Source organism: Methylobacterium sp. WL9, from assembly GCF_008040035.1.
Lineage (GTDB): Bacteria > Pseudomonadota > Alphaproteobacteria > Rhizobiales > Beijerinckiaceae > Methylobacterium > Methylobacterium thuringiense.
Map to the genome: position 1 here is coordinate 1 of NZ_VRVE01000070.1, position 23,376 is coordinate 23,376.

Below are 23,376 nucleotides of genomic sequence, written 5' to 3' on the forward strand. Positions count from 1 at the left end.
GAGTGGGGGCGGGGGCGCTGCTCTCGGTGGGCGCGTTCGGCTTGGCCCAGCCGGAGGTGCCGGCCCTCAAGATCTCGCCGCGCCTCGCTGCGATCCGCGATGCCCTGCCCTGCAAGACGGTGCAGACCGCGAGCCTCGGCTACCGCGAACCGAGCCTCGTCTTCCTCATCGGCACCGACCTCGCCACGCCGAATACCGGCGCGGAGGCCGTCGCCTTCCTGCGGGCCGGCGGCTGCCGCCTCGTCTTCGTCGAGGGCCGCCACGCGCAGGACTTCGCGAGCGCCGCCGCCGGGCTCGAGGCCGCGCGTGTCGGCACGGTCGCGGGCTTCAACATCAACACCGGCCGGCGGACCGAGCTCTCGGCCTACGCCACCGGGCTTGCCGGAGCGCCTGCGCCATGAACGCGGATCCCCTAGCCACCCCGCGCCTGAGCGTGGTCGTGCCGGTCAAGAACGAGGCCGGCAACATCGAGGCGCTGGTCGCCGAGATCGGCCGGGCCTGCGCCGGGCTTGCGCCCTTCGAGGTGATCTACGTCGACGACGGCTCCACCGATGCGACCCTGGCCACGCTCAAGGCCCTGAAGGCCCGCACGCCCTGGCTCAGGATCGTCCGGCACGACAGCAGCGGCGGCCAGAGCGGCGCCGTGCGCAGCGGCGTGCTGCATGCCCGCGCCTCCGTGATCGCGACGCTCGACGGCGACGGCCAGAACGATCCGGCCTTCATCCCCGCCCTCTACGCCGCCCTCGACCAGGGCGGTCCGGGCGTGGGCCTCGCGCAGGGCCAGCGCACCAGCCGCAAGGGCGGCTGGAAGCGGTTCCAGTCCCGCATCGCCAACGGCGTGCGCGGCCGCGTCCTGAAGGACGCCACCCGCGACACCGGCTGCGGCCTCAAGGTGTTCCGCCGCGAGGTCTATCTGGCGCTGCCCTATTTCGACGCGCTGCACCGCTTCATGCCGGCGCTGGTGACGCGCGAGGGATTTTCGGTGGTCCATCGCGACGTGGTCGACCGGCCGCGCTTCACGGGCACCTCGAATTACGGGATGTTCGACCGACTCTGGGTCGGGCTCCTCGACCTCGCCGGGGTCTGGTGGCTGATCCGGCGCCGCCGGCCCGCGCCGCGGGCGAGCGAGACCGACACCTCGGATGAAATCGGATGACGCCATGCTGATCCAGCTCGCCGAGGACCTGCCGGCCTATTTTTACGACGTCTTCGTCACCCGCTTCGATTTCTGGTTGGTCTTCGGCATCCTGGCGCAGCTGGTGTTCGGCTCGCGCTTCATCCTCCAATGGATCGCCAGCGAGCGGGAGGGCCGCAGCGTGATGCCGCTGTCGTTCTGGTTCCTCTCCATCGTCGGCGGCCTGATGACCCTGGTCTACGGCTTCGTGCGCAAGGAGCCGGTGATCATCATCGGGCAGGGGCTCTCGACGGGCATCTACGTGCGCAACCTCGCACTGATCTTCCGCGAGCGGCGCCGGCGGCTGGGGCGCGAGGCCGAGGCGGCGTCGACGAAGACCCGTTGATAGCAAAGATTTCAACTTCAAATTGTTGACCTGGGCTCAGCTTCCGGGTTTCGAGGAGGGCGACGCAACTCAGCGGGCTGCCCTGTTCATCAGGAGTTAATTTCTGGTTCGTCAGCAGGGGGCTAAGACAAAGGGCCCAGATGGCGGAACTGCCCCCATTCTACGATGATCTCGTCGCCTGCCACGACGAGCTCTGGCGGCGTCTGGAACAGGGCGTGGCCGACCGGAATAGCGGCTTCCACACGCCGGCGCTGGCGACGGTCGACCTGCACGGGCGGCCGCAGGTGCGGACGGTGGTTCTGCGCGACGCCGACCGTGCTGCCGGCACGCTGCGCATCCACTGCGACCGGCGCTCCGAGAAGGCCGTCGAGATCGCCGCCACGGGCAGCGCCGCGCTCCAGGCCTACGATCGGGACGCGAAGATCCAGATCCGCGTCGACGGCACGGCCGAACTCCACACCGACGACTGGTTCGCGGAATCGATCTGGACCGAGGCCCAGCCGATGAGCCGCGCGGTCTACGGCATCGTTCCGGGGCCCGGCACCGCGCTGCTCAACGGCGGCGGCTACACGCTGCCGGGGGCGGACGAGGCGATCCTCGCCGGCCGCGACAACTTCGGCGTGGTCGTGATTCGGGCCGAGCGCCTGGAATTCCTCTACCTCGACCGCCGCGGCCACCGCCGCGCCCTCTGGCTGCGCAGCGATGCGGGCTGGGTGGAGACCTGGCTGGCGCCGTGACCGTTCAGGCCGCTGCCATCCGTTCGAACCCCGCCGCGAGATCCGCCTTCAGGTCTTCCATGTCCTCCAGCCCGATATGGAAGCGCAGGGCCGGGCCTTCCGCTTGCCAGCGGGTGGCGGTGCGGTAGAGGGTCGGGTCGAAGGGGATGACGAGGCTCTCGAAGCCGCCCCAGGAAAAGCCCATCCCGAACAGTTCGAGCCCGTCGAGCAGCGCTGCGAGACCGTCCTCGGAGACCGGGTTCAGGATCACGCCGAACAGGCCCGACGCCCCGAGGAAGTCGCGCCTCCAGATGGCGTGGCCGGGATCGTCGGGCAGGGCAGGGTGCAGCACCCGAGCGACCTCAGGCCGGGCCTTGAGCCATTCGGCCATGGCGAGGCCGCGGATGCCGTGCTCGCGCAAGCGAAGGCCCATGGTCCGCAGGCCTCTGAGTCCCAAAAAGATGTCTTCGGGGCCGGCACAGGGGGCGAAGTGCTCGTAGGTGCGCTTGATCGCCGGGTACCAGCGCTCGGTCGCCGAGACGAGGCCGATCAGCAGGTCCGAGCCGCCGGAGAGGTACTTGGTGCCGGCCTCCACCGCGATGTCGACGCCGCGCTCGTGCGGCGGAAACAGCAGCGGCGTCGCCCAGGTGTTGTCCATGATCACCGCGCCGCCGCGGGCATGCATGGCGTCGCTGATCGCCGGCACGTCCTGCATCTCGAAGGTCTGCGAGCCCGGCGCCTCGACGAGCACGGCCTTGGTGTTGTCGCGCATCAGTTCGGCGATGCCGGCGCCCACCAGCGGGTCGTAGTATTCGACCTCGACGCCGTAGCGGCTCAGGACCCCATCGCAAAAGATCCGGGTCGGGCGGTAGGCGGAATCGGTGACGAGGAGGTGGTCGCCCGCGCTGACCACGGCCATCAGGGCGATGGTCAGCGCCGAGAGCCCCGACGGCGTCAGGACGGTGCCGGCCGCCCCCGCGATCTCGGTCCAGGCCTCGGACAGCGCGTCCATCGTCGGCGTGCCGGAGGTGCCGTAATTGTAGCGCCCGCGCCGGTGCTTGATGTCGTCGTAGGTCGGATAGAGCACCGTCGAGCCGCGATAGATCGGCGTGTTGACGAAGCCGTGCTGCGCGCCGGGATCGCGGCCGGCGAGCACGAGACGGGTGTCGGCGCCGAAGCGGCCGAGATCGCGCGGTGGTGTTTTCGACATGTGCCTTGCGGAGCGGGGTTTTTCGGAGCCGGGGGCCTTTCAGCCCACCCGCACCCGCGCCGTCAAGCGGTCCGGCCCTCGGGCAGATCCGTGCCCCGGTCGTCGACCGCCGCCTCCGCGAAGGCCTGGAGCCAGGCCTGCCGCTCCTGCGATCCCTCGGGGTAGGGACAGTCGGCGGCGCTCTTGCCGTAGACGCGCGCGTTGCGGCCCTGGATGAACGGGCTGTCGCTCGCGGTGGCCTGTTCGGTCATGGGGTTTCCCTCGGATGGCGTGCCCGGCCCGCTGCCGGCGACGTCCATCCTCAACGAGCCTGCGCCCGGCCCGTTTCCTGCCTGCGTCGTCGCGGGGCCTCTGCACCCTTCGTACAGCGGCCGCAACCACGGCCTTCATACCAGTGGCCCTTACGGCTGACGCCTTCAGGACAGCCCGCCGCACGCGCGGCGACGCGCATTCGCGCTTGCCAACGACCGTTGGTATGCAAGCCGTCGGGCAACGCCGACGCCAGATTCGGAGACCTCCGCATGCCGCGTTCCTTGCCCCTTTCCTTGCCCTGTTCCCTGCCCCGTCGCAGCCTGTTCGCGCTGTCCCTGCTCACCCTCGGCCTGATCGCCGCCGCACCCGTCCGCGCCGAAGAGGCCTCGACCGCCGAACAGACCGTCGACGTGATGAACACGCTGTTCGGCAAGCATCCGGGCCTGCGCGCCAACCATGCCAAGGGCATCGTGGTCGAGGGCAGCTTCACCCCGAGCCCCGAGGCCGCCGCCTTGAGCAAGGCCTCCCTGTTCAAGGGACCGGCCGTGCCGGTGACCGCCCGCTTCTCGGATGCCACCGGCGTGCCGACGATTCCCGACGGCTCGCCCGACGCCACCCCGCACGGCCTCGCCCTGCGCTTCAAGCTGCCCGACGGCGACATGGACGTCGTGGTCAACGCCCTGAAATTCTTCCCCGTGGCCACGGGGGAAGAGTTTCGCGACCTGCTGACCGCCATCGCGAAGAGCGGTCCGGATGCGGCCAAGCCGACGCCGCTGGAGCGCTTCGTCGCCAGCCACCCGGCGGCCGGCAAGGCCGGCGCCACCGCGAAGACGCCGACGAGTCTCGCGCGCCAGACCTTCAACGGCATCAACGCCTTCGTGCTGGTGGATGCCGCCGGCAGGCGTCAGGCGTTTCGCTGGCGCTTCGTCCCGGTGGAGGGCGAGGACCTGATGGCGCCGGACGCGGCCGCCAGGCAGTCGCCGACCTTCCTCATGGACGAGATCCGCACCCGCCTCGGCACGGCGCCCGCGGCCTATCGCGTCGAGGCGCAGCTGGCGGAATCCGGCGACCCGACCGACGACGCCACCAAGCCCTGGCCGGAGGCGCGCAGGAGCGTCGTCCTCGGCACGCTGACCCTGACCAAGCCCGTCGCCGACAGCCTGGAGGCCGAGAAGGCGCTCCTGTTCCTGCCGAACGCCCTCGTGGACGGCGTCGAGGTCTCGGACGATCCGCTGATCGACGCCCGCGTGCAGGCCTACGCGGTGTCGTTCGGGCGGCGCTCGCAGTGAGGCGGCCGGCGTCGGATCCGGCGACGCCTCCCCGGACGCCCGGAACGCCTGGACGGCGTCCGGGGAGGGGACGTCATGAAGTGCTAACCATATCGCCCGACGACCTGTTCGGACCGCGGCCCGGCCCTTCGTTTCGTTAACGGGGCCCTCCTATCCTCGTTACAGGTTGCACGAGACCGGGCGGCGCATGCCGTCCGCGGGCTCCGGCAGCCGCGGTTCCGTTCCCCGTCCGGCCCCGTCATCGTCGAGTGTGGTGCGTTGCGTATCCTGCGTTCCCTGGTCCTCGCCGGCACCGTCGGCCTCAGCACCCTCGTGACCGGCTTCGTGGCCGCCGACAGGCTGGCGCACACGACGTTCCGGGCGCCCCCCGCGACGACCGTCGCCAAGGCCCCGGCGACGGAGCCCGAGACCACCGGCACCGTCGTCCAGACCGCCGAGGCGCCCGCGGCGAAGCCCGCCCGCGCGATGGGCGGGTTCGACACCGAACGCCTCAACGCCCTGATGCGCGGCGAGATGCCCCCGGCCCCCACCCGCAAGCGCTGAGGTTTTTTCGCGCATTCCGATGTGCGCCGATCCCGACCGCCGGTCGCGATCGACGCGTCCGCCGCACGCGCGGCGGCGCGCGTTCGCGCTTGCCAACGGCCGAGCGCGGGAGAGCCGACGTCAACGGCCGTCGGTATGACTGACCTGCGCAGGCCGGCTGCCGCGACGCGCGCGACAGGGTAGAACCCGGCCGTCCGAACCGGACTGTCGCCGGAAGCCGCTCCCGTGGGCCTGATCTACGCGCTGCTCGCCTATCTGAGCTGGGGCCTCGTGGTGCCGGTGCATTTCCGGCTGCTCGACGGCGTCTCGGCCGAGGCGATCCTGGCGCACCGCATCGTCTGGTCGGCCGTGTTCGTCACGATCCTGCTGGTCGTGCTGCGCAGGCGGCTGGCGAACCCGTTTCCGCTGCGGCCGCGCCACGCGCTGCTCGTCGCCTCGGCGCTGGCCATCGCCTTCAACTGGATGCTGTATCTTGTGGCCGTCGGCTCCGGGCACATGCTCGACGCGAGCCTCGGCTACTTCATCAACCCGCTGGTCAGCGTCGGCCTCGGCGCCCTGGTGCTCGGCGAGCGGCTGAGGCCGGTGCAGATGGTCTCCGTCGCGATCGCGCTGCTCGGCGTCGTCCTCGCGCTGCTGATGGCCGGGCGGCTGCCGCTGCTCTCCCTCGGCCTCGCGGTCAGCTTCGCGCTCTACGGGCTCTTCCGGAAGATCGTCGGCGTCGACGCGATGATCGGCTTCTTCGCCGAAACGTTTTTGCTGCTGCCGGCGGCGTTGCCCTACGTCCTGCTCGCGCCCGATGCCGTCCCCGCCGACGGCCGCCAGTTCGGCCTGCTGCTCCTCACCGGCATCACCACCGCCCTGCCGCTGATCTGGTTCGCTGCCGCCGCCCAGCGCCTCAGCCTCGCGACCTTGGGGCTGATGCAATACCTCGCCCCCTCCTGCCTGATGCTGCTCGGCATCGTGTTCTACGGCGAGACCCTGCCGCCGGACCGGATCGTGCTGTTCGCGCTGATCTGGCTGGCGCTGCTGCTCTATGCGGGCGACTCCCTGCGAACCGCTCGCCGGAATCGCGCTGCCGTGCGAGCTTCTCGATCGAGTGATCTTCGAGGCTGAAGCCTCGAAGATCGTCCGCTGCATGGGCGGCGGCGCGCAGTCGCGCTTGCCAACGACCTGTCGCTGAAAGATTCGTCGTTGTCGGTCGTCGGTCGAGAATGCGACGAGCCAAGCCGGGGAGCCGCCATGCGCAACAGCCTCACCGACATCGCGGGCATCCGCGTCGGCCATGCCGGCGACGAACGCCTCGGCAGCGGCGTCACCGCGATCCTGTTCGACCGGCCCGTGGTGGCGTCCGTGGACGTGCGCGGCGGCGGCCCGGGCACGCGGGAGACCGACCTGCTCGACCCCTCGGCCACGGTCGCGGCGATCGACGCCCTCAGCCTGTCGGGCGGTTCCGCCTTCGGGCTGGATGCCGCCGCCGGCATCGTCGCGCGGCTCGCCGAGACGGGCAGGGGCTTCTGCGTCGGCGGCATGCGCGTGCCGATCGTGCCGGGCGCAATCCTGTTCGATCTCCTGAACGGCGGCGACAAGGATTGGGGCCGGTTCCCGCCCTATCGCGACCTCGGCTACGCGGCCGCCCTCGCCGCGGCGGAAGATTTTGCGATGGGCTCGGTCGGGGCCGGGCTCGGCGCGCGTACGGCGAACCTCAAGGGCGGTATCGGCAGCGCCTCGGCGCAGGTGCCGGACCGGCCGTTCCGCGTCGGCGCCCTGGCCGCGGTCAACGCCTTCGGCCGGGTCACGGTGGGGCAGGGGCGGCAGTTCTGGGCGGCCCCGTTCGAGCGCGGCGCCGAGTTCGGCGGCCTCGGCTTCCCGTCACCGGTGCCGGCCGACGCCTTCTCCTGGCCGCGCGAGGCGCTGCCCGGCACCAACACCACCCTCGCCGTGATCGCCACCGACGCGGCGCTGACCAAGGCTCAGGCCAAGCGCCTCGCGGTGACGGCGCAGGACGGCCTGGCGCGCGCCATCCACCCGGTCCACACGCCGCTCGACGGCGACGTGGTGTTTGCGGTGTCCACCGGCCGTCTGCCCCTCGCCGATCCCGTCGGCGACCTCGCCCGCATCGGCGCAGCGGCGGCGGACACTCTGGCCCGCGCCGTGGCGATCGGCGTGTTTTCGGCGACGCGCCTGCCGTGTCTCGCTCTGCCGGCGTGGCGGGATCACTTCGGTGATCAGCCCGGCTGACCGAGGATGTCCTCGACGAGGCGGGGATTCTTGTCCAGCAGAGCCAGGAGGACGCGGGCCGGTCCCTGCGGCTGTCGGCGCTGGTGCTCCCACTGGCGCAGGGTCGCCACCGGCACGCCGATGCTGGCCGCAAAGGCGGGCTGGGCCTTGCCGGTCCGCTTGCGGATCGCCGCCACGTCCACGGCGTCCGGCACGTGGACGATCATGCCGGGCGGCGTTTCACCTCCGGCATGAGCGTCGGCCTCCTGCAGTGCGGACAGCGTCCGCTCGAAAATGTCTCTCGCCACGATTCGTGTTCTCCCCGACTACGATGACGCTCGGGTTCGTCTGGTGCGCCAATGGGCCTTGATCGACGCTGTGAGCTTGGCCAACTGCCCGACTTAGGTGTCGGTGAACGTCTGCCGATCACCCTTGCTCAGGACCGCGAGCAGATAGACCGGCGCTTCGATGCCGACATAGGCGGTCAGGACGCGGTAGCCGCCGCTCTTCCCCTTCCCCTTGCCGGCGACGCGAAGCTTGCGGATGCCGCCCGAGCCCACGATGAGTTCGCCTGCCTCCGGATCGGCCGCCAGCCTGAGCTTCAGCATGGTGCGTGTCGTGCCTGGCATTCGCTCGGCATCGGCATCCCTGATGAAGTCCGATGTCTCGGCGACGGTGTGGAGAGCCGGGAGCATACCGCTCCATAAGCCAACGACGCAGATATGTCACTGGCTTACCCTTTTGGCCGATTAGCAAGAAGCCGCGTTCACGCCTCCCCCTCAGGCAGTGCCACGTAGATCAGCACACCGAGCAGGATCAGCACGAACCGGAACGCGTCCTCCTGGCCGTTCCAGGTCTTCGACATCCACATGCCGAACCACTCGCCGCCGATGCCCATGAAGCCGGTCTGAAACAGCAGAAACCCGAGGGTGAGCCCGACGACGGCCCAGGCTTTCGCCGCGGCGAAATGCGGGGCGGGGCCACGGAGAGCGAAAAGCATCCGCGCCGCGCCGATCCAGCAGAGCCCGGCGATGCAGGTCTCGCCCGCGACGATCAGCACGAAGGCGGCCTGCTGCAGGCCCGGATCGGTGATCGCCCGGCCGCGGATCGCCGAGCCCGGCTCGACCGTGTCCATCGACAGCACGTGCCGCACGAAGTCGAGATTGCCCGCCGGATCGATGAGGTTGCCATAGGCGACGAGCGAGCAAGTCAGCGCGATCGCGGCTACGAGCAGGGTCTTCGAGATCCGCAGCACGGCCGGCGTCAGTTCGTGCCGCCCTGGGACGGCGCCGCCATCAGTTCGATCTTCTCGATCGCCTCCTTGAGGGAGCGGATGCCCTCGGCGGTGGTGCGCAGATGGGCCACGACGAGGCGGCGGCTGTCGCCGGCATCGCTCTCGGAAATGTCCTGGACGAAGGTTTCGAGGACCAGGGAAAACACCCCGCCGCGCATGCCGAAGACGGGGGCCACGTCGAAGAACAGCACCGGCGCGTTCGCCCCGCCTTCCGCCGCCACGAGCTTGTCGGGGCTGAGCAGGCGCGGTGCCTGCGTGTCGTCGTCGGTTGCCTTCGCCATGGCGATCTCCCACGCTGCCGATCGCGCAGGAGATTAGCGGGTCTCCGCCCGGAGGCCACGCCCAATGTCGGGCATCAGGCCGTGCCGTCCTCCTTCGCGTCCGCGACGAGCTGCGCCAGGCCGGAATCGACCTCGGCGCCGAGCATGGCGCGTTCGGCCGGCGTGAGGTCCTTCGACCAGTTCGGGCCGGCGAAGCCCTCCGCGCAGCGTGCCCGCTCGGAGGCGATGTAGGCCTCGGTCTCGGCCGGCTGCGTGCGCATGGCGTGCTGGAACCCGAACCAGGCCGCGCGCTCGACCACGGCGAGGCGGGCGCGCAGGCGGATCATCACCGCCCGCTCGGGGCTGACGGCGTCGTTGTCGCTCATGGGAGGCTCCGCATCAGTGGCGCTGCTCGCACCGGGTCTTCACGTAGGTGTTCGCGTCGGCGGCCCGGCCCGAACCCGCCGCGACGGTCGGCCCCTGGATCAGGCATTCCTGAAGGGAATGGGCCTGGGCGGTGACGATGTCGAGGGCCGTCTCCCGGTTGCAATCGGGCGCCGCCACCGTGTTCGCGCAGACGAGGGCGACGACGAGGATCGTGTTCATCATGGTCTCGAATCCGCGATGGCAATGCGACCCCGGCGGCAGCATGTCCGGCAAACGAACCGTCGCGGACGGCAAAAGGCTCCGCCGCGGCGAGCGGTCATAGCAGCGCGGGGCAGGGGGGCGCCGGGCCGGCTCGAACCAGCCGCTCGAGGTGCGCGCGACACACCCGCCCCAAAATCGCCTCAACTCGGGGATGTCTTCGCGGGCTCACGCCTTGGTTGATGCAAGGAGGCAACAATGTCGTTCGACGTCGTCTTTACCCGCTCTGCGCAGAGCGTGGCCGCAGACCATGGTGATCTTCCGACCCTGGAAGAGCGCGCGCGCGACGAAATTGCGGATCTTCCCGGCGAAGGCCTCGAAGAACTCGAAAAACACTTCTTCCATGCTTTCGCACTGGAGGACGGCACGGAGTTCATCTGCTCGCTGACCGCCGACGGCGCGGTCCGCGTCGACGCCTGCGCCAACGAGGATGTCTCCGAGGCGGCCTAAGGGCGGGCGGAAGGACCTAGCCTTCTGCCAGCCTTCGCCGGCGGCTTGAGGGCTTCCAACACCTGCGGCGCCAGATCCTCCGCGATGCGGGCATGGCCCTCCCGCGTGATGTGGATGCCGTCCCACTGGTAGCTCTCGCGGGGAAAGGCCGGGTCGTAGACGATCGCCCGGATGCCGCGCTCCGCGAGCCGCGCCAGCATCGCCTCGATGTTGGCGGACCGTCGCTCCCGCGTTCCGAAGAACCTGAGGTCGTTGGCCCCGGGTTGGAGCACCACGAGCTGCGTTCCCTCCGGCACGGCGGCGTCTAGCCGGCCGAGCATCCCCGACGTCGTGTCGAAGGGCCGGCCGGCATTGACCACCTGCACGTCGAGCCCACGCTCCCGCAGCAGGGCCTCGAGCCGGGCCGGATAGGCCGCGGCCTCGCCGACGCCCCAGCCGGAGGTGTTGCTCGCCCCGACCGCGACGACGGTGAGGGCCGCGGCCTGCGCCGATCCAGCCGCGCCCGTCAGCGCCAGGGCCGAGAGAAGAGCCTTCAGCGTCGTACGCGCTCGGTTCAAAGGTTCGCCCCAATCGTCGCAGGCGGGATCACGCCCCGCCCTTCGTCCGACGCCCTGTTACGCCGCGCCACGCCCGATCGAAACCTCCGACGTCACGCCCCGAGCGCCCGCTCCAGCTCGCCCTTGCTCATGCTGGAGCGGCCCTTGATGTCCTTCGCCTTGGCGCGCTTCAGGAGCTCCGCCTTGGTCGGGCCGTCGCCACGGGCCGAACGGCGGGCCGAGGCCGCCTTGCGGGCGACGTCCTTTGGCTGGGCCGAGTGCTGCTTACCCTTGGCGCCGTCCGCCCGCTTCTTGGCGGTGGAGCGGGCATATTCGTCATCGGAGAGTTTTTCGCGCGCCGCCTCGGGCAGGTAGCGCTCGCCGGTCTCGCCGCTCTCGCGGCCCGACTTCGTGTCCCACTTCTCCTCGGTCCATTGCTTGAGGTGGTTGTCCTTCGCCTTGGCGCCGGCGTAGCCGCCGCCCTTCTTCTTGTATTCGGCCGTCGCCATCTGGGCCTTGCGGGCCGACCACTGGCCGGGCTTGCCGCCCTTGTCGGAGGCGGTGACCTCGTCCTTCACTTTGTCCCAGAGCTTCGGGTCGGTCTTCTTCGCGGTGGCTGCCATCGGGTGTCTCCGAACGCTTTTTTCGGAGGGTCAACCGAAGGGCCGCGGGGGCGTTCCGGGGCAAGTCGCCACGTCCACAGCCGACGCGTCACGGTCCCGTCATGCCCGCTGCGTCATTGACTCGCAGCGGCCGGGATTCCACGTGCTCGCCGAGGGTGACGATGTCCGAGACGAGCGCTTCCACGATGCCAAAGGTCTTCATCGACGGCGAGGCCGGCACCACCGGGCTCGGCATCCGCGAGCGCCTGGAGCGCGAGGGCCGGGTCGACCTCGTCAGCATCCCGCACGAGAGCCGCAAGGATCCGGCGGTGAAGCGCGCCCTGCTGGCCGATGTCGACTGCGTCGTGCTGTGCCTGCCGGACGACGCCGCGCGCGACACCGTCGCCATGGCCGACGCCCTGCCCGGCGGCGGCCCCAAAATCCTCGACGCCAGCACCGCGCACCGGGTCGCGCCCGGCTGGGCCTACGGCTTTCCGGAGATGGACCGGGCGCAGGGGGATGCGATCCGCGCCGCGCGCCGCGTGGCCAACCCCGGCTGCTACCCGACCGGGGCCATCGCCCTGCTGCGGCCGCTGATCGCGGCCGGGCTGATCCCGGCCGACCATCCCGTCAGCATCAACGCGGTCAGCGGCTATAGCGGCGGCGGGCGCACGATGATCGAGAGCTACGAGCGCGGGGAGGGGGAGCCGTTCCTGCTCTACGGGCTCGGGCTCGGTCACAAGCATCTGCCGGAGACGCAGGTCTATAGCGGCCTGACGCGGCGGCCGATCTTCATCCCCTCGGTCGGAGCTTTCCGGCAGGGCATGCTGGTGAGCATCCCGCTCCACCTCGACACCCTGCCCGGACGCCCCTCCGCCACCGATCTCGAGGCGGCGCTGACCGCGCATTACGACGGCGCCGGCCTCGTCGACGTGGTGACCGGGGCGGCCGAGGGCGCGCACCGCGAGCGCATCGAGCCCGAGGCCCTCAACGACAGCGACCGGCTCGAGTTGCGCGTGTTCGGCTCGGGGGAGCAGCCCCAGGCCGTGCTCGTCGCCCGGCTCGACAATCTCGGCAAAGGCGCCTCGGGCGCCGCCGTGCAGAACATCGGGCTGATGCTCGGCCTCGCCTGAGGCCAGTGTTTCCCCGGGGGGACGACAAGTCTTCCCCCGTTATCGCCGCGCAAAGACGGGGGCGGACCGGCCGTTTCGGCTGGCCGCCGTGTAGCCCCCGAGATCGGTCGGGATCATCACCGATCGGCCGAAGATGACGGCCGTCGAGATCCGCCGTCTCAGCAAGAACTGCGTAGAATCCACAGGATATCCTCCGCCGTCGCCGGCCGGCCGCCCCGGCCTGCCGCGCCGTGCGCCTCACCCCTCGCCCGGCCGGCGGGACGGCGCGCGCAAATGCACGCGACCGGGCAGCCCAATTCTGCTCAAGATCTTGCAAGACCGTAGCTTTTCGACGGATTGCGGCATTGCCGCGCTTGTAATCAACGGTTCGTTCAACATAACCCCGCCGCCGATCCAATCGCTTGCCGACACTTGGTTTTTAGGCGCGGCCGCCGGTACCAGTTGTGCAAAATCGAATTTTGCGAGCATTCGCCGCCAGGTTTCTCATTCGAGTGCTTGATTTTACAGTTTGGAGATCTTGCCCCTCGCCGAAGCCGGGCATACCGTTCGGTCGATCTTTTCAAGCGACACCGATGGCAGGTCAGACATGAGTGAACCAAGCGCCGAAACGGCCAGACTCGTCACCCTCACCGCCGACATCGTCTCTGCGTATGTGAGCAACAACCATGTACAGAGCGCCGACCTCGCCAAGCTCCTGGGCGACGTCCACGTGGCGATCTGCGGCGTCTCCGCCGCCGTACCTGCCGCCGACGCCGCGCCGGCCAAGGCGACCAGCCAGGAGGTGAAGCGCTCGGTCTCGCACGAATACCTGATCAGCTTCGAGGACGGGAAACCCTACAAGACCCTGCGCCGGCACCTGACCCTGCGCGGGCTCTCCCCGGAGCAGTACCGCGCGAAATGGGGCCTCAACCCCGATTATCCGATGACCTCGGCGAGCTATTCCGAGCAGCGCTCGGAACTGGCCCGCGCCCTCGGCCTCGGCCAGCAGCGCCGCAAGGCGGTCCCCGATCCGGTGGTGGAATCCGCTCCCGTCGAGGAGGCCCCGGCCAAGAAGACCCGCGCGCCGCGGAAGAAGTGAGGACGCCCGGGGCCGCCGGTCCCGGGTCTCAGGCCGGACGCCGCGACGGCGTCAGCCGCACGCCCGGGGCCGGGCGCTCCAGCAGCACCTCGCGGCGGAAGCGCACGAGCCGGGCCGGGCGGCCGGCCGCGCCGCTGGTGACGCCGTCGGTCTCCTCCACCAGCCCCTGCTGCGCCACGAGCCGGCGAAAATTCTGCTTGTGCAGGCGGGTGCCCGAGAGCGCCTCGACGGTCTTCTGCAGCTGCAGCAGCGTGAAGGCCGGCGGCATCAGCTCGAACACCACGGGGCGATACTTGATCTTGCCGCGCAGCCGCCCGATCGCGGTGGCGAGTACGCGGCGGTGGTCCAGCGCCATGGGCTGGCCGGTCGTGGCGATGCCGGAGGCGGCCGCCGTGCCGGCCTGGCCCTGCGCCTCCGGGATCAGGCCGGCCTCGAACAGTAGCTCGTAGCGCTCCAGCACCCGCTCCTCGTTCCAGGTGCCGCCGAAATTCAGGCCGACGCGGTCCTCGCGCTGCCGCCGCAGCTTGGCGTCCGCCGCTTGCGCGATCCAGGCGGCGAGGCGCGGCTCGATCGCGCCGAGCGCGGCCGGCCGCCCCTCGCGAAAATCCTCCCAGGGCAGGAAGCGGTACCAGTTGCGCCAGGTGGGGGCGGCATTCGGCTCGGCATCGGGCGCCGCGCCGCCCGCCGCCCGGGCTTCCCGCACCAGGGCGAGATAGGCGACCGAGAGCAGATGCACGGCCTCGGGACCGGCCGCCTTCCGGTCGCGATCGCCGAAGGTGTAGAGCTGCTCGACATAGCCGAGGCGCTGCTGGGTCTGGCGCTCGACCCAGGCGCGCAGGCCGCGCTCCAGGGTGGCGTGCTCCGGCACGAGAGGGCCCGCCGGCAGCCCCGTCCCCCGGCCCTCGGCCTGGCCCGCGACCTGAACGGTGAGCGCCCGCGGCTCCCCGCCGGTCGCAGCTATGATGACCGCGACGAGCCCGACCGAGGACGCGCTGGAAACCGTGCGCGGATCCGCGCTCGTGATCGCGCCCGTCATGCGGCCGAAGGGCTCCTGTCGCGGTGGCGAGCGCACGGAATCGCCCTCGTCCTGGAATCGCTTTGGACGGCCTCCAAAACGTTCCGCTGCTAGTGCGGCAGCACGGCCTCCATCGTCAACGGCGGGCGGCGTTTCATGGGGTTCACCCGCCACGCTCGCGCCGTCTGGAGCGCTTTCCGAGCGAGTGGGTGCCGGCCGGTCGAAAGAGACAGCGCGTCATGACAACGGTCTGGTGGTAAGAATCTGACGCTTGGTACCCGCTCCGACCGTCCGAGTTGGGTTGATTTTCGCCCGTCTGCTTCTGGGAAGCAGAATCAAAAAACCAGACGTTCGTTTGGCTTCTGACAGACGACCACTTTGCGGGGTCCCACGATATGTCCGCCTGTTGACTAAGGGAAAGCTTGCTCGACAGATGTTCATTATTTGTTCTAAAATGCATGTTTAGCGACCGTCGCATTTCACGTCGTAGGAAAGATTGATGTTCGAGGCAGTCGGCTCCATCATGCCAGTCTGGCGGCTTCACCGTGTTGATCCGGGTTTCGTCTACGTGATTGAGAACCACGGTCTCTACAAGATTGGGAAAACGTGCAAGTCTGCAGCTAGGCTTAAAGCAGCTAAAACCTGGCTTCCAGACATGAAACTGATCGGGCTCAAACCATTTTGGGGCTTGGCGCACCACGAGCGCATGCTTCACACCGGGTTCGCTCAGTATTGGTATGCGCTCGAATGGTTCGACTTCCAAGAGGACGACGCGGCGCGTGAAATTCTGCTTTCTGGCTTTGCCGCGTTCAGTGACGATAATCCGGACTGTAATTCAGTCAATTTCATATACTGGTTCAATGGTGACGGGATGGCAGAAATTGTCATGGCCCAGAACGAAATGAGATTGAGCCTCTCTCGCTTCAGGAAACAGGAATCCCGAAGCCAAAAAATAGAATCATAACGTTCATCGAGAGCTTCGCAAAAGATAAATAATCGGTAATAGCCTGGGGACAGACAAGTTGTTCTATATGGTCTGACGGTTCTTCGCAATTGCTGATGCGGGTTCGTCAGCTTATATCAGGGTGTCTGGCCGTCTGCGGTTTCGTAAAAGTTGCAGGCAGCTCCTAAACAACTAGATAAACAAGGCGCGGTGGTTGGCTGACGGAAGCGGATGTTATGTTTCGAGCAGATCGACCTTGCCTATGGACGTGAGCGCCCCGCGGAACCAAGAGCGGTAATCAGTGGATGCTTCGCCAATCTCCTCATTGAGATCAATCTCGGTCACCGCGAAATCGTTGGGGATCGAAAAGCGCAGTTCCCGGCGGAGCAAACAGGACACAACATAGTCATAGCTTAAGTTGTGATCTTCGTGATGTTCGATGGCGTAGATACCAAATCGGCAGGCGATTAGAGGATCGAGGATTGTGTAGATAAATTCCAGCGATAGTGCGCTGAGGTCGCACACATCCGGCGGGCAGAAGTGTTGGATCGCGTTGCGTGCTTGGCGTAGGCGCTCGTAGCACTCAGGATTGGGAATTCTCAGGCCTGTGGTCGCCCACAGAACCTGTGGCAGCTTCTCAAAGTCGTGCGTCCGGCCACGTGCCAACAACCGCTGGATGTCAAGCTCGTCTGCGTTTTTGTCATCTAGGGTCACAATATCCTTGAATATTAGCAGCGGATGCTCTGTGGCGATGATGGCTTTGAGGAACAGCTCTCCGGCGTGGGCCGTATTGAGCACCGACATCAATGGCCAGTGCTCGCTTCCGGGGTCCATGAAGACAGCGTGTTGGTTGGCCTGCGTGAGGGCCGCTCTCGCTAGACCGAGGATACGTTCTGGGATGCTCCGGAGCTCTTCGTTCATGAGCTCGCCTAGGCGTTGAGGCAGACGACGATGAGCCGCGATGCTTGGTCCCAGAGGGCCGTTAAATGACTGGGCGAAGGCGCAAATTCGGGCGAATGTACATAGCGGTTCATCGTGTCGATCGAGAATAGGCCGTCGGCGTTGTCGAGCTTGCGGATCAGGCTAGCGTACTTCCCGTCGATCTTCTTCTTGGCTTCAAGATCGGCGCCGACCTTTTTGACCTTATTCTTCAGCAGGTCGTTCGAATGGACGGCGGTGAGGTTGGTGCGGGTGATATAGTTGTCGATCGACAACTCGAACAGGACTCTGAAAAGCACCGCGATCGCGTTGGGGTGGTCGTGCAGCTGCAACTTGAACTGCAATTCCTCCCAGATCTGGCGATGACGCTGGACGTGGGCCTGCCAGACCACTGCATGGTTGACTTGAGGAATTAGGGTTGTGCGCTTGCTCGGCTTCGGAGCCGGCGGTTGCGGGGCGAACGGAGCTGCGGTGGGGCCGCCCGGACCGGGGCGTGGTACAACATTTGGATCTGAACCGGGATTGGGATTTGGTGGGATGCTGGAGCCGGCGCCCGGAGAGGGGAGCGGCGGCAAGGGCAATACGCCCTCGGCCTCTAGACGGTCGAGATAGGCGACCTTGCCTTCGTTATCCCAGAGATCACCGAGGACCACCTTACGGGTGGCTAGGTCCTCCGCCACACGCCGGAAGATCGGAAGGACCAGGCTTTCGTTGTGGGTGAGTTGTAGCTTACCGCGCGTAACGCTTATTCCAACGCGATTGCGCAGGCCTTCGGAGGCCAAGAGCCGATTGGCCGTCGACCACGGTATTTTTCTTGCCGGCAGCGCGCCCGCAGCTTGAAGCCGCTTTTCGATGTCGTCCGCGACGTTGACCCCGCCGCCCTTGCCCGACCGCTCGACAAATGTCGCCGTCATCCGGTCTGTCCAGGGATTTCGCCCGACGCCGCCGCGCGTGCCCGTGTGTCGGCGCAGCAGAATGTCGTCAATGCGCTCGCGATCGGGCTCGATCTGACATTCCAGCCTCGTAGGGAAGGTGCCGCTCCAACTCTCCTTTAAGCCTTTGAAAAAGGCCTGAAGTTCCACACTCGGCGCGCGCTTCGGCCGGGCGATGAGCTTGAGGCAGGTGACGCGCCGGTTACCATCGAAGACGATGTATGCGTCGCTATTCAGCCAAACCAATGGCGGCTCGTAAACCTCGCCGGTCTCCGCGAGGTCCTTCGCCAATGCGCGCATGGCCTTTTCGTGATTGGTGAACAACCAACCGATGGCTGCTGTTTCATTCTCAAGTTCGCCGTGGCGATCGTTGGCACTGTTCACAGTGAGCGCGTCGAGCGCCAATTTCTTATACGTCATTCGATCCCCCGATCGTTTGACCGTAGCAGTCAGAGTCGAGCCCGCATATCTGCGATGCTCGGCTTTGTTGTGGTTCGGCCAAAATCCACCTTCAGCGAGGCTGACAGCATTCATGCTGACAGTTCTTCCGTTCGAGCTGACCATTCAGGGCTTGTAGTGGTGAGCGCCAAGCGCGCCAGCGCTAACCCAGCTCACTTCCTTCGACGCCCTGCGAGCAGGTTTGTAGATGTTGGTGCGGCGCAGGGTTGCTGGATTCAGGTCCAAGCGCAGGTCATGAACCCAGCATTCCGAACGACCGCTAGAGGCCAACCTCGTCTGCTTGACCGCTGACCTCAGCAGACTGCCCAGAAGCAGAAGTTCTCAACGTCGGCTAGGGGGCACATTTCGATCACTCGACGCGATTGCGTCCGCGTTCGCATCATGTCGCCGCCACGCGAGCCCACGCATCTCGCCGCCGACCGCGCGGATTGCCATATGATCGGATCATCGACGAACCGATCCGCTGCGCGTAATCAGAACCCGCCTGGGACGGCGTGGGACGGGCGGGACGCACGTCCCACGCGGCCGCTCCCGGCGGATGCGGACTGAAAGAGCGAACGGAACACCTCATGAAAATCGTCAGGCCCGCCGGGGTTCGGCGGGGTCGCGCGTGATCGGCGGCCCGATCGGGACGCGTCCGGGCGTGTCGCGCCCGGTCGACCTGCGCCTCTACGGCCTCCTCGACGTCGGCGTGCTCGGGGGCGACGGCGCGCGGCTCGCGGACCTCGCCGCGCAGGCGGTGGCCGGCGGCTGCACGCTGCTGCAATACCGCGACAAGCGTCTGGACGATGCGCGCGCCGCGCTGGCGCGCATCCGCGCGATCCACGCGGCGGTCGCGGGCCGGGTGCCGCTGCTCGTCAACGACCGGGTCGACCTGGCGCTCGCGGCCGGCGCCGAGGGCGTGCATCTCGGCCAGGGCGACCTGCATCCGGAGGAGGCGCGGCGGCTGCTCGGGCCGCGGGCCATCGTCGGGCTCACGGTGAAGACCGGGACGCAGGCCGACGAGCTCTACCGGCTGCCGGTGGACTATGCCTGCATCGGCGGCGTCTTTGCCACGACGAGCAAGGACAACCCGGATGCGCCGGTCGGGCTCGACGGGCTGCAGCGCCTCGTGTTTCGCGCCCGCCTCGCGCGCGGCGCCGGCCTGCCGCTCGGCGCCATCGCCGGGATCGATGCCGGCAACGTGGCCAAGGTGATCGCCGCCGGGGCCGACGGCGTGGCGCTGATCTCGGCGTTGTTCAAGGGGAGCTCCACCGAGACATCCGCCCGCGACTTGCGCGCGCGCATCGATGCGGCGCTCAATGCGCGCGGGACCAAGAGCTGATACCAACGGCCGAAAGTTTCGATACTGTCGGACGTTGGCAAGCGCGAATGCGCGTCGCCGCTCATGCGGCGGACGGTCCTGACGGCGTCGGCCGTCAGGACCGCTGGTTATAGAGGAAATGCCGATGGCCACCCCGATCGCGCTCACCATCGCCGGCTCGGATTCGAGCGGGGGCGCCGGCATCCAGGGCGATCTCAAGACCTTCGCGGCGCTTCGCGTCTACGGCGCCAGCGTGATCACGGCGCTGACCGCGCAGAACACCCGCGGGGTGCAGGGCATCCACGACGTGCCGCCGGACTTCGTCACCGCGCAGCTCGACTCGGTGTTTTCGGATCTCGACGTCAGGGCGATCAAGATCGGCATGCTCTCGCAGCCGGCCACGATCCGCGCCGTGGCCGAGGGCCTGCGCCGCTATGCCGGCGACCTGCCGGTGGTGCTCGATCCGGTGATGGTCGCCACCAGCGGCGACCGGCTGATCTCGGAGGAGGCGGTGGCGGCCTTGCGCGACGAGCTGATGCCGCTCGCGACGCTCATCACCCCGAACCTGCCGGAAGCCGCCGCGCTGCTGGGCGAAAGCGCGGCGACGACCGAGAACGAGGCCGTCGCCCAGGCGCGGAAGATCCTGGCCGTCGGGGCGCGCGCCGTGCTGATCAAGGGCGGCCATGCCGAGGGCAACGAGAGCGTCGACCACCTCGTCGTCTCCGACGGCACGCTGCGCCGCTTCGCCGCCCCGCGGATCGTCTCCACCAACAGCCACGGCACCGGCTGCACCCTCTCGGCCGCGGTCGCCGCGGGCCTCGCCGGAAAACTCGAACTCGCCGACGCGGTGGCCCGCGCCAAGACCTACGTCACCGCCGCAATCCGCGGCGCCGACAGCGTCTCGGTCGGGCAGGGGCACGGCCCGGTCCACCACTTCCACGCCCTCTGGCGATAGGGCAGGATTCGCTCCCGCCAGGTTGCGCCCGCCCAGCGTTTGCTTTTGATGGACATGCTCGTGCGGATGACCGGTGAGTTGCGGCGGACGGAGACCATGCAGGACACGGCGACGAGCCTCGACAAGGGGCGCGCGAGGGATCTCGGCGCGCAGGTGCTGTCGGGGCAGCTCGGCAAGACCATCCAGCGGCTGCGCAAGGCCTATAATCTCTCGCTCTCGGAACTCGCCGAGCAATCGGGAGTGGCGAAGTCGATCATCAGCCAGATCGAGCGCAACGAGACCAACCCGACACTGGCCACGATCTGGCGCCTGTCCCAGGCCCTCGACGTTTCGATCGAGCGGGTGCTGGCCACCTCCGACGAGGAGCCCTTCATCGAGAAGACCTCGCGGGCGGACACGCCGATCCTGGTCTCCGAGGACGGCAAGGTCCGGCTCGCCATCATCGGCTGGATCAAGACCGTCGAGTGGCTGCAATGGTACGACGTCACCGCCGATTCCGGCGGCGTGCTCGATTCCGATCCGCACCAGCGCGGTTCGGTGGAATCGCTCTCGGTGATCGAGGGCGCCTTCGAGGTCGACGTCTCGGGTGAGACACTGCGGGCGCGGGCCGGCGAGACCCTGCGCTACCGCTGCGACCGCCCGCATGCCGTGCGCTGCGTCGGGGCCGCGCCCGGCCGCGCCACCATGGTAGTGATCATGAAGGCGGCGGTGATGGAGTAATACCAGACGGCGATGAAGGTCGCTCATCGTCGTCTGCCTGCGCGACGGCGGCCGTCCGCCGAACGCATCGATCCCGATCGTCGGCCCAGATCGATGCACATTGGGATACGGCCAGCGTAAACCCTAATCCGAGTCCGGCCGGAACGAAGCCGAATCTTGCGGTCGTTCCGCACGGTTCCTGCGACGGCCCCGTCCTCTCCCGGCATCTGTGCCGAAGCAGGACAGGTCATGGACCACGCCCTTCCCCTCGGCTGCAGCCGGCGGAGCCCGCAGGCTCCGGTGCGGGCCGCGGACGTGCGGGCCGAACCACTGCACGCGCTCACCGCTTTGCGCTTCGTCGCGGCCGCCTACGTGCTGCTCTTCCACTTCGACGCCTTCTACTTTCACGACTACCGGAAGATCGACGCCATCCTGATGGGCTATTCCGGGGTGACGTTCTTCTTCCTGCTCTCCGGCTTCGTCCTGGCCCACAGCTACGCGCAGGTCGATCTCGGCGACCGCCGGGTGTTGTCCCGGTTCTGGCGCGCCCGGATCGCCCGGATCGTTCCGGTCTACCTCGTCTCCCTCGCGATCAGCCTGCCCTTCTTGCTGAGCTGGGCGGCGAAATCGGCCGAACCGCTGCGGGAGCTGCTGCTGTCGGGGATCGTGCTCGCGCCGCTCGGCCTCCATGCCTGGGTGCCGGGGGCGGCCTGCTCGCTGAACTGTCCGACCTGGTCGATCTCGACGGAGCTGTTCTTCTACGTCCTGTTCCCGCTGCTGTTGCCGGTCGTGCTGCGCCGGCCCCTGGCCGCGACCCTCGCCACCCTCGCGCTCTGGTGCGGGACGGCGGCGGCGGCGATGGCGGTCTGGCTCGCCTACGGCGAGGGCGGCTCGCTGATCGACCCGGCCGGCACCGGCCCGGTCCTCGCCGCGCAGTTCGTCAAGTTCTTTCCCCTGCTGCGCCTGCCGGAATTCATCGCCGGGCTCCTGCTCTACGTGCTCTGGCAGAGGGTCACGATCCCCATATTCTGGCTCGTCGCGGCCATGGCCGTCGCGATGGCGCTGCTGAGCCTGCTGCTGCCGCTCCTGCCCGAGCCGATTGCCCATAACGGACTCACCGTCCTGTTCTGGGCACCCCTCGTCCTGCTTGGCGCCGCGATCCGGCGCGGCCCGCTGGTCTCGCGTCCCTTCGTGGTGCTCGGCCGGATCTCGTTCGAGGTCTACCTGCTGCATACGCCGGTCTACGCGGCCATCAACGGGCTCGACAGGGTGATCCTCGGCGGGGCCGGCGCCGCGGACTGGCCCTGGCTCACGGCCACGACGGCGACGCTCGCCACGCTGGCGCTCTCGGCCGTCGTCCACCTGTACTATTCGGACCCGCTGCGCCGTGCGATCCTGAAGGGCAGGGTGGCGCCATCCGCACCGCCGGCCCGCACCCGGGACGACCGGCCTTCGTTGTATGATATGATACGTTTTGGTACCGTACGGAACCGCCTGCCCTGAAACGGGCCGGCGGCGGCAGCGAGCCCCCTTGGAGCCTCCTTTGGAGCCGTGCCCGATGCCGTTGCTACTTCGGCGGAGCGCGCTGTAGCGCTCCTGCCCCGAGCCTGACGGGATCCATGCCGCGCGACGTTCCCCGCTCCGAGTCCGACGACCCTCGCCGCTGGATTCCCGGCTACCGGGCCATCGTGTTCGACCGCGAAGGGCAGGGCGCCACCATGGTCGAGATCGACGCCTCGGACGACGACGAGGCGCTGACCCGCGCCAGGATCATCGCGGGCGCTCTCGCCTTCGAACTCTGGGACGCGCTCTGCATGATCTGCCGGCACGAGCCGGCTACGTGATAGGCGTCGATTGAGAGCCCCGACGGAAAACTACCGCCCCGAATTCACCCAGCGCACCACGTCACCGAGTACCTGACCCAGCGCCGCGTCGAGGCCGGCTGCAGCGCTCGCCGCGTCGACAGCGGGGACGGGGACACGGGCCGAGAACACCCGGGCGTTGACCACCTTGCCGGTGCCTTCCGCGACGATCTTGGCGGAGATGTCGACCACCGCCTCGCGGGAGCCGGCGGCGATGTCGAATTCACGGATCTCGCTGACGAGCTGGTAGTCCGAGACCACCTTGTCGCCCGGGCGCGTGACCGACCGCAGGCGGCCGGAATTCTCAAGACTCTGGATGATGCGCGTCTGGATCAGGCGCGGCAGCCGGTCGGACCATTGCCCGCCGCCGACGAAGGAGAGGGAGCCGTTCGGCTCGCGCACCAGGATGCGGTCGGCCTCCAGCGGCTGCAGGCCGATGGGTTCGGCGACGACGATGGCGCGGGTGGCGCCGCCCGGACGCGCGTTGCCCGGCAAGGCCGCGAGGTCGAAGGTCAGCGGCGTGG

At 68.3% G+C, this 23,376-nt stretch carries 31 protein-coding genes and 1 pseudogene; 18 read left to right on the forward strand and 14 right to left on the reverse strand.

The window, feature by feature from the left end; genetic code table 11:
* The 4 genes and pseudogenes from FV217_RS22995 to FV217_RS17265 all read left to right on the forward strand — a co-directional run.
* Positions 1–401 (forward strand): annotated as a pseudogene (locus FV217_RS22995) (glycosyl transferase); the annotation flags it as partial.
* On the forward strand, positions 398–1,156 hold the full coding sequence (locus FV217_RS17255) for a glycosyltransferase family 2 protein (RefSeq protein WP_147818409.1): 759 nt from the start codon (positions 398–400) through the stop codon (positions 1,154–1,156). The pseudogene FV217_RS22995 and the gene FV217_RS17255, both read left to right, overlap by 4 nt.
* A gap of 4 nt (positions 1,157–1,160) precedes the next feature.
* Positions 1,161–1,520 carry a lipid-A-disaccharide synthase N-terminal domain-containing protein gene (locus FV217_RS17260; RefSeq protein ID WP_147818435.1) on the forward strand — a complete coding sequence of 120 codons (360 nt, stop codon included), beginning with the start codon at positions 1,161–1,163 and terminating at the stop codon, positions 1,518–1,520.
* Between the two features lie 140 nt (positions 1,521–1,660).
* Complete coding sequence (locus FV217_RS17265) at positions 1,661–2,257, forward strand: pyridoxamine 5'-phosphate oxidase family protein (RefSeq protein WP_147818410.1); 597 nt, start codon at positions 1,661–1,663, stop codon at positions 2,255–2,257.
* A 4-nt stretch (positions 2,258–2,261) separates the two neighbouring features.
* On the opposite strand, the gene metC is transcribed toward FV217_RS17265, so the two are convergent.
* Both metC and FV217_RS17275 read right to left on the reverse strand, forming a co-directional pair.
* Entirely contained in the window at positions 2,262–3,446 is a 1,185-nt protein-coding gene (metC, locus tag FV217_RS17270; protein ID WP_147818411.1) for a cystathionine beta-lyase, read from the reverse strand.
* Between the two features lie 62 nt (positions 3,447–3,508).
* Positions 3,509–3,697, reverse strand: coding sequence for an Rmf/CrpP family protein (locus FV217_RS17275; RefSeq protein WP_147818412.1), 189 nt, complete (start codon positions 3,695–3,697; stop codon positions 3,509–3,511).
* Positions 3,698–3,967: 270 nt separating this feature from the next.
* Here FV217_RS17275 and FV217_RS17280 point away from each other — a divergent pair, with 270 nt between their 5' ends.
* The 4 genes from FV217_RS17280 to FV217_RS17295 all read left to right on the forward strand — a co-directional run bounded on the left by FV217_RS17280 (position 3,968) and on the right by FV217_RS17295 (position 7,768).
* Positions 3,968–4,987 (forward strand): catalase family peroxidase, encoded by a 1,020-nt coding sequence (locus FV217_RS17280; RefSeq protein ID WP_147818413.1) that lies wholly within the window; start codon positions 3,968–3,970, stop codon positions 4,985–4,987.
* A gap of 258 nt (positions 4,988–5,245) precedes the next feature.
* Entirely contained in the window at positions 5,246–5,530 is a 285-nt protein-coding gene (locus tag FV217_RS17285) for a hypothetical protein (RefSeq protein ID WP_147818414.1), read from the forward strand.
* Between the two features lie 225 nt (positions 5,531–5,755).
* Positions 5,756–6,643, forward strand: a complete 888-nt coding sequence (gene rarD / locus FV217_RS17290; protein WP_147818415.1) for an EamA family transporter RarD — start codon at positions 5,756–5,758, stop codon at positions 6,641–6,643.
* A gap of 126 nt (positions 6,644–6,769) precedes the next feature.
* A complete protein-coding gene (locus FV217_RS17295) occupies positions 6,770–7,768 on the forward strand; it encodes a P1 family peptidase (RefSeq protein WP_147818416.1) in 999 nt (332 codons plus the stop codon).
* On the opposite strand, the gene FV217_RS17300 is transcribed toward FV217_RS17295, so the two are convergent.
* From FV217_RS17300 to FV217_RS17325, 6 genes are all read right to left on the reverse strand, one after another.
* Positions 7,756–8,055, reverse strand: a complete 300-nt coding sequence (locus FV217_RS17300) for a transcriptional regulator (RefSeq protein WP_147818417.1) — start codon at positions 8,053–8,055, stop codon at positions 7,756–7,758. The genes FV217_RS17295 and FV217_RS17300 overlap by 13 nt on opposite strands.
* A gap of 93 nt (positions 8,056–8,148) precedes the next feature.
* Entirely contained in the window at positions 8,149–8,442 is a 294-nt protein-coding gene (locus FV217_RS17305; protein WP_147818418.1) for a hypothetical protein, read from the reverse strand.
* 71 nt (positions 8,443–8,513) lie between these two features.
* Entirely contained in the window at positions 8,514–9,002 is a 489-nt protein-coding gene (locus FV217_RS17310; protein WP_147818419.1) for a DUF2165 domain-containing protein, read from the reverse strand.
* Positions 9,003–9,010: 8 nt separating this feature from the next.
* Entirely contained in the window at positions 9,011–9,322 is a 312-nt protein-coding gene (locus FV217_RS17315) for a hypothetical protein (RefSeq protein WP_147818420.1), read from the reverse strand.
* Positions 9,323–9,396: 74 nt separating this feature from the next.
* The gene (locus tag FV217_RS17320; RefSeq protein ID WP_147818421.1) at positions 9,397–9,687 is read right to left on the reverse strand and encodes a hypothetical protein; all 291 of its coding nucleotides are present in this window, start codon (positions 9,685–9,687) and stop codon (positions 9,397–9,399) included.
* Between the two features lie 13 nt (positions 9,688–9,700).
* On the reverse strand, positions 9,701–9,907 hold the full coding sequence (locus FV217_RS17325; protein WP_147818436.1) for a hypothetical protein: 207 nt from the start codon (positions 9,905–9,907) through the stop codon (positions 9,701–9,703).
* A 237-nt stretch (positions 9,908–10,144) separates the two neighbouring features.
* Between FV217_RS17325 and FV217_RS17330 the strand changes: the two genes are divergently transcribed.
* Positions 10,145–10,396, forward strand: coding sequence for a hypothetical protein (locus FV217_RS17330; protein ID WP_147818422.1), 252 nt, complete (start codon positions 10,145–10,147; stop codon positions 10,394–10,396).
* Here FV217_RS17330 and FV217_RS17335 read toward each other — a convergent pair.
* Both FV217_RS17335 and FV217_RS17340 read right to left on the reverse strand, forming a co-directional pair.
* Positions 10,393–10,953 (reverse strand): GDSL-type esterase/lipase family protein, encoded by a 561-nt coding sequence (locus FV217_RS17335; protein ID WP_238232042.1) that lies wholly within the window; start codon positions 10,951–10,953, stop codon positions 10,393–10,395. The two genes, FV217_RS17330 and FV217_RS17335, sit on opposite strands and share 4 nt — an antisense overlap.
* Before the next feature lie 92 nt (positions 10,954–11,045).
* Positions 11,046–11,555: a hypothetical protein gene (locus tag FV217_RS17340; RefSeq protein ID WP_147818423.1), complete on the reverse strand. Its 510-nt coding sequence runs from the start codon at positions 11,553–11,555 to the stop codon at positions 11,046–11,048.
* A 161-nt stretch (positions 11,556–11,716) separates the two neighbouring features.
* Here FV217_RS17340 and argC point away from each other — a divergent pair, with 161 nt between their 5' ends.
* The 3 genes from argC to FV217_RS17355 all read left to right on the forward strand — a co-directional run bounded on the left by argC (position 11,717) and on the right by FV217_RS17355 (position 13,745).
* Complete coding sequence (gene argC / locus FV217_RS17345) at positions 11,717–12,667, forward strand: N-acetyl-gamma-glutamyl-phosphate reductase (protein WP_147818424.1); 951 nt, start codon at positions 11,717–11,719, stop codon at positions 12,665–12,667.
* Positions 12,668–12,800: 133 nt separating this feature from the next.
* Positions 12,801–13,166 carry a hypothetical protein gene (locus FV217_RS17350; protein ID WP_147818425.1) on the forward strand — a complete coding sequence of 122 codons (366 nt, stop codon included), beginning with the start codon at positions 12,801–12,803 and terminating at the stop codon, positions 13,164–13,166.
* A gap of 87 nt (positions 13,167–13,253) precedes the next feature.
* A complete protein-coding gene (locus tag FV217_RS17355) occupies positions 13,254–13,745 on the forward strand; it encodes a MucR family transcriptional regulator (protein ID WP_147818426.1) in 492 nt (163 codons plus the stop codon).
* Between the two features lie 28 nt (positions 13,746–13,773).
* Here FV217_RS17355 and FV217_RS17360 read toward each other — a convergent pair whose 3' ends face one another.
* Positions 13,774–14,781 carry a hypothetical protein gene (locus FV217_RS17360; RefSeq protein WP_147818427.1) on the reverse strand — a complete coding sequence of 336 codons (1,008 nt, stop codon included), beginning with the start codon at positions 14,779–14,781 and terminating at the stop codon, positions 13,774–13,776.
* A 478-nt stretch (positions 14,782–15,259) separates the two neighbouring features.
* Between FV217_RS17360 and FV217_RS17365 the strand changes: the two genes are divergently transcribed.
* Positions 15,260–15,724 (forward strand): GIY-YIG nuclease family protein, encoded by a 465-nt coding sequence (locus tag FV217_RS17365; protein WP_147818428.1) that lies wholly within the window; start codon positions 15,260–15,262, stop codon positions 15,722–15,724.
* A 213-nt stretch (positions 15,725–15,937) separates the two neighbouring features.
* Here FV217_RS17365 and FV217_RS17370 read toward each other — a convergent pair whose 3' ends face one another.
* The gene (locus tag FV217_RS17370; RefSeq protein ID WP_147818429.1) at positions 15,938–16,624 is read right to left on the reverse strand and encodes a hypothetical protein; all 687 of its coding nucleotides are present in this window, start codon (positions 16,622–16,624) and stop codon (positions 15,938–15,940) included.
* 8 nt (positions 16,625–16,632) lie between these two features.
* A complete protein-coding gene (locus FV217_RS17375) occupies positions 16,633–18,108 on the reverse strand; it encodes a hypothetical protein (protein ID WP_246682915.1) in 1,476 nt (491 codons plus the stop codon).
* A gap of 568 nt (positions 18,109–18,676) precedes the next feature.
* On the opposite strand from FV217_RS17375, the gene thiE reads away from it, so the two are divergent.
* The 5 genes from thiE to FV217_RS17400 all read left to right on the forward strand — a co-directional run bounded on the left by thiE (position 18,677) and on the right by FV217_RS17400 (position 22,834).
* Complete coding sequence (thiE, locus tag FV217_RS17380) at positions 18,677–19,357, forward strand: thiamine phosphate synthase (protein ID WP_238232047.1); 681 nt, start codon at positions 18,677–18,679, stop codon at positions 19,355–19,357.
* A gap of 124 nt (positions 19,358–19,481) precedes the next feature.
* A complete protein-coding gene (thiD, locus tag FV217_RS17385; protein ID WP_147818431.1) occupies positions 19,482–20,291 on the forward strand; it encodes a bifunctional hydroxymethylpyrimidine kinase/phosphomethylpyrimidine kinase in 810 nt (269 codons plus the stop codon).
* Positions 20,292–20,387: 96 nt separating this feature from the next.
* Complete coding sequence (locus FV217_RS17390) at positions 20,388–21,011, forward strand: XRE family transcriptional regulator (protein WP_147818439.1); 624 nt, start codon at positions 20,388–20,390, stop codon at positions 21,009–21,011.
* 228 nt (positions 21,012–21,239) lie between these two features.
* On the forward strand, positions 21,240–22,493 hold the full coding sequence (locus FV217_RS17395; protein ID WP_147818432.1) for an acyltransferase: 1,254 nt from the start codon (positions 21,240–21,242) through the stop codon (positions 22,491–22,493).
* A 116-nt stretch (positions 22,494–22,609) separates the two neighbouring features.
* Positions 22,610–22,834: a hypothetical protein gene (locus FV217_RS17400; RefSeq protein ID WP_147818433.1), complete on the forward strand. Its 225-nt coding sequence runs from the start codon at positions 22,610–22,612 to the stop codon at positions 22,832–22,834.
* A gap of 30 nt (positions 22,835–22,864) precedes the next feature.
* On the opposite strand, the gene FV217_RS17405 is transcribed toward FV217_RS17400, so the two are convergent.
* Positions 22,865–23,376 (reverse strand): ABC-type transport auxiliary lipoprotein family protein (locus FV217_RS17405; protein WP_147818434.1); only part of this gene is annotated, 512 nt, incomplete at its 5' end.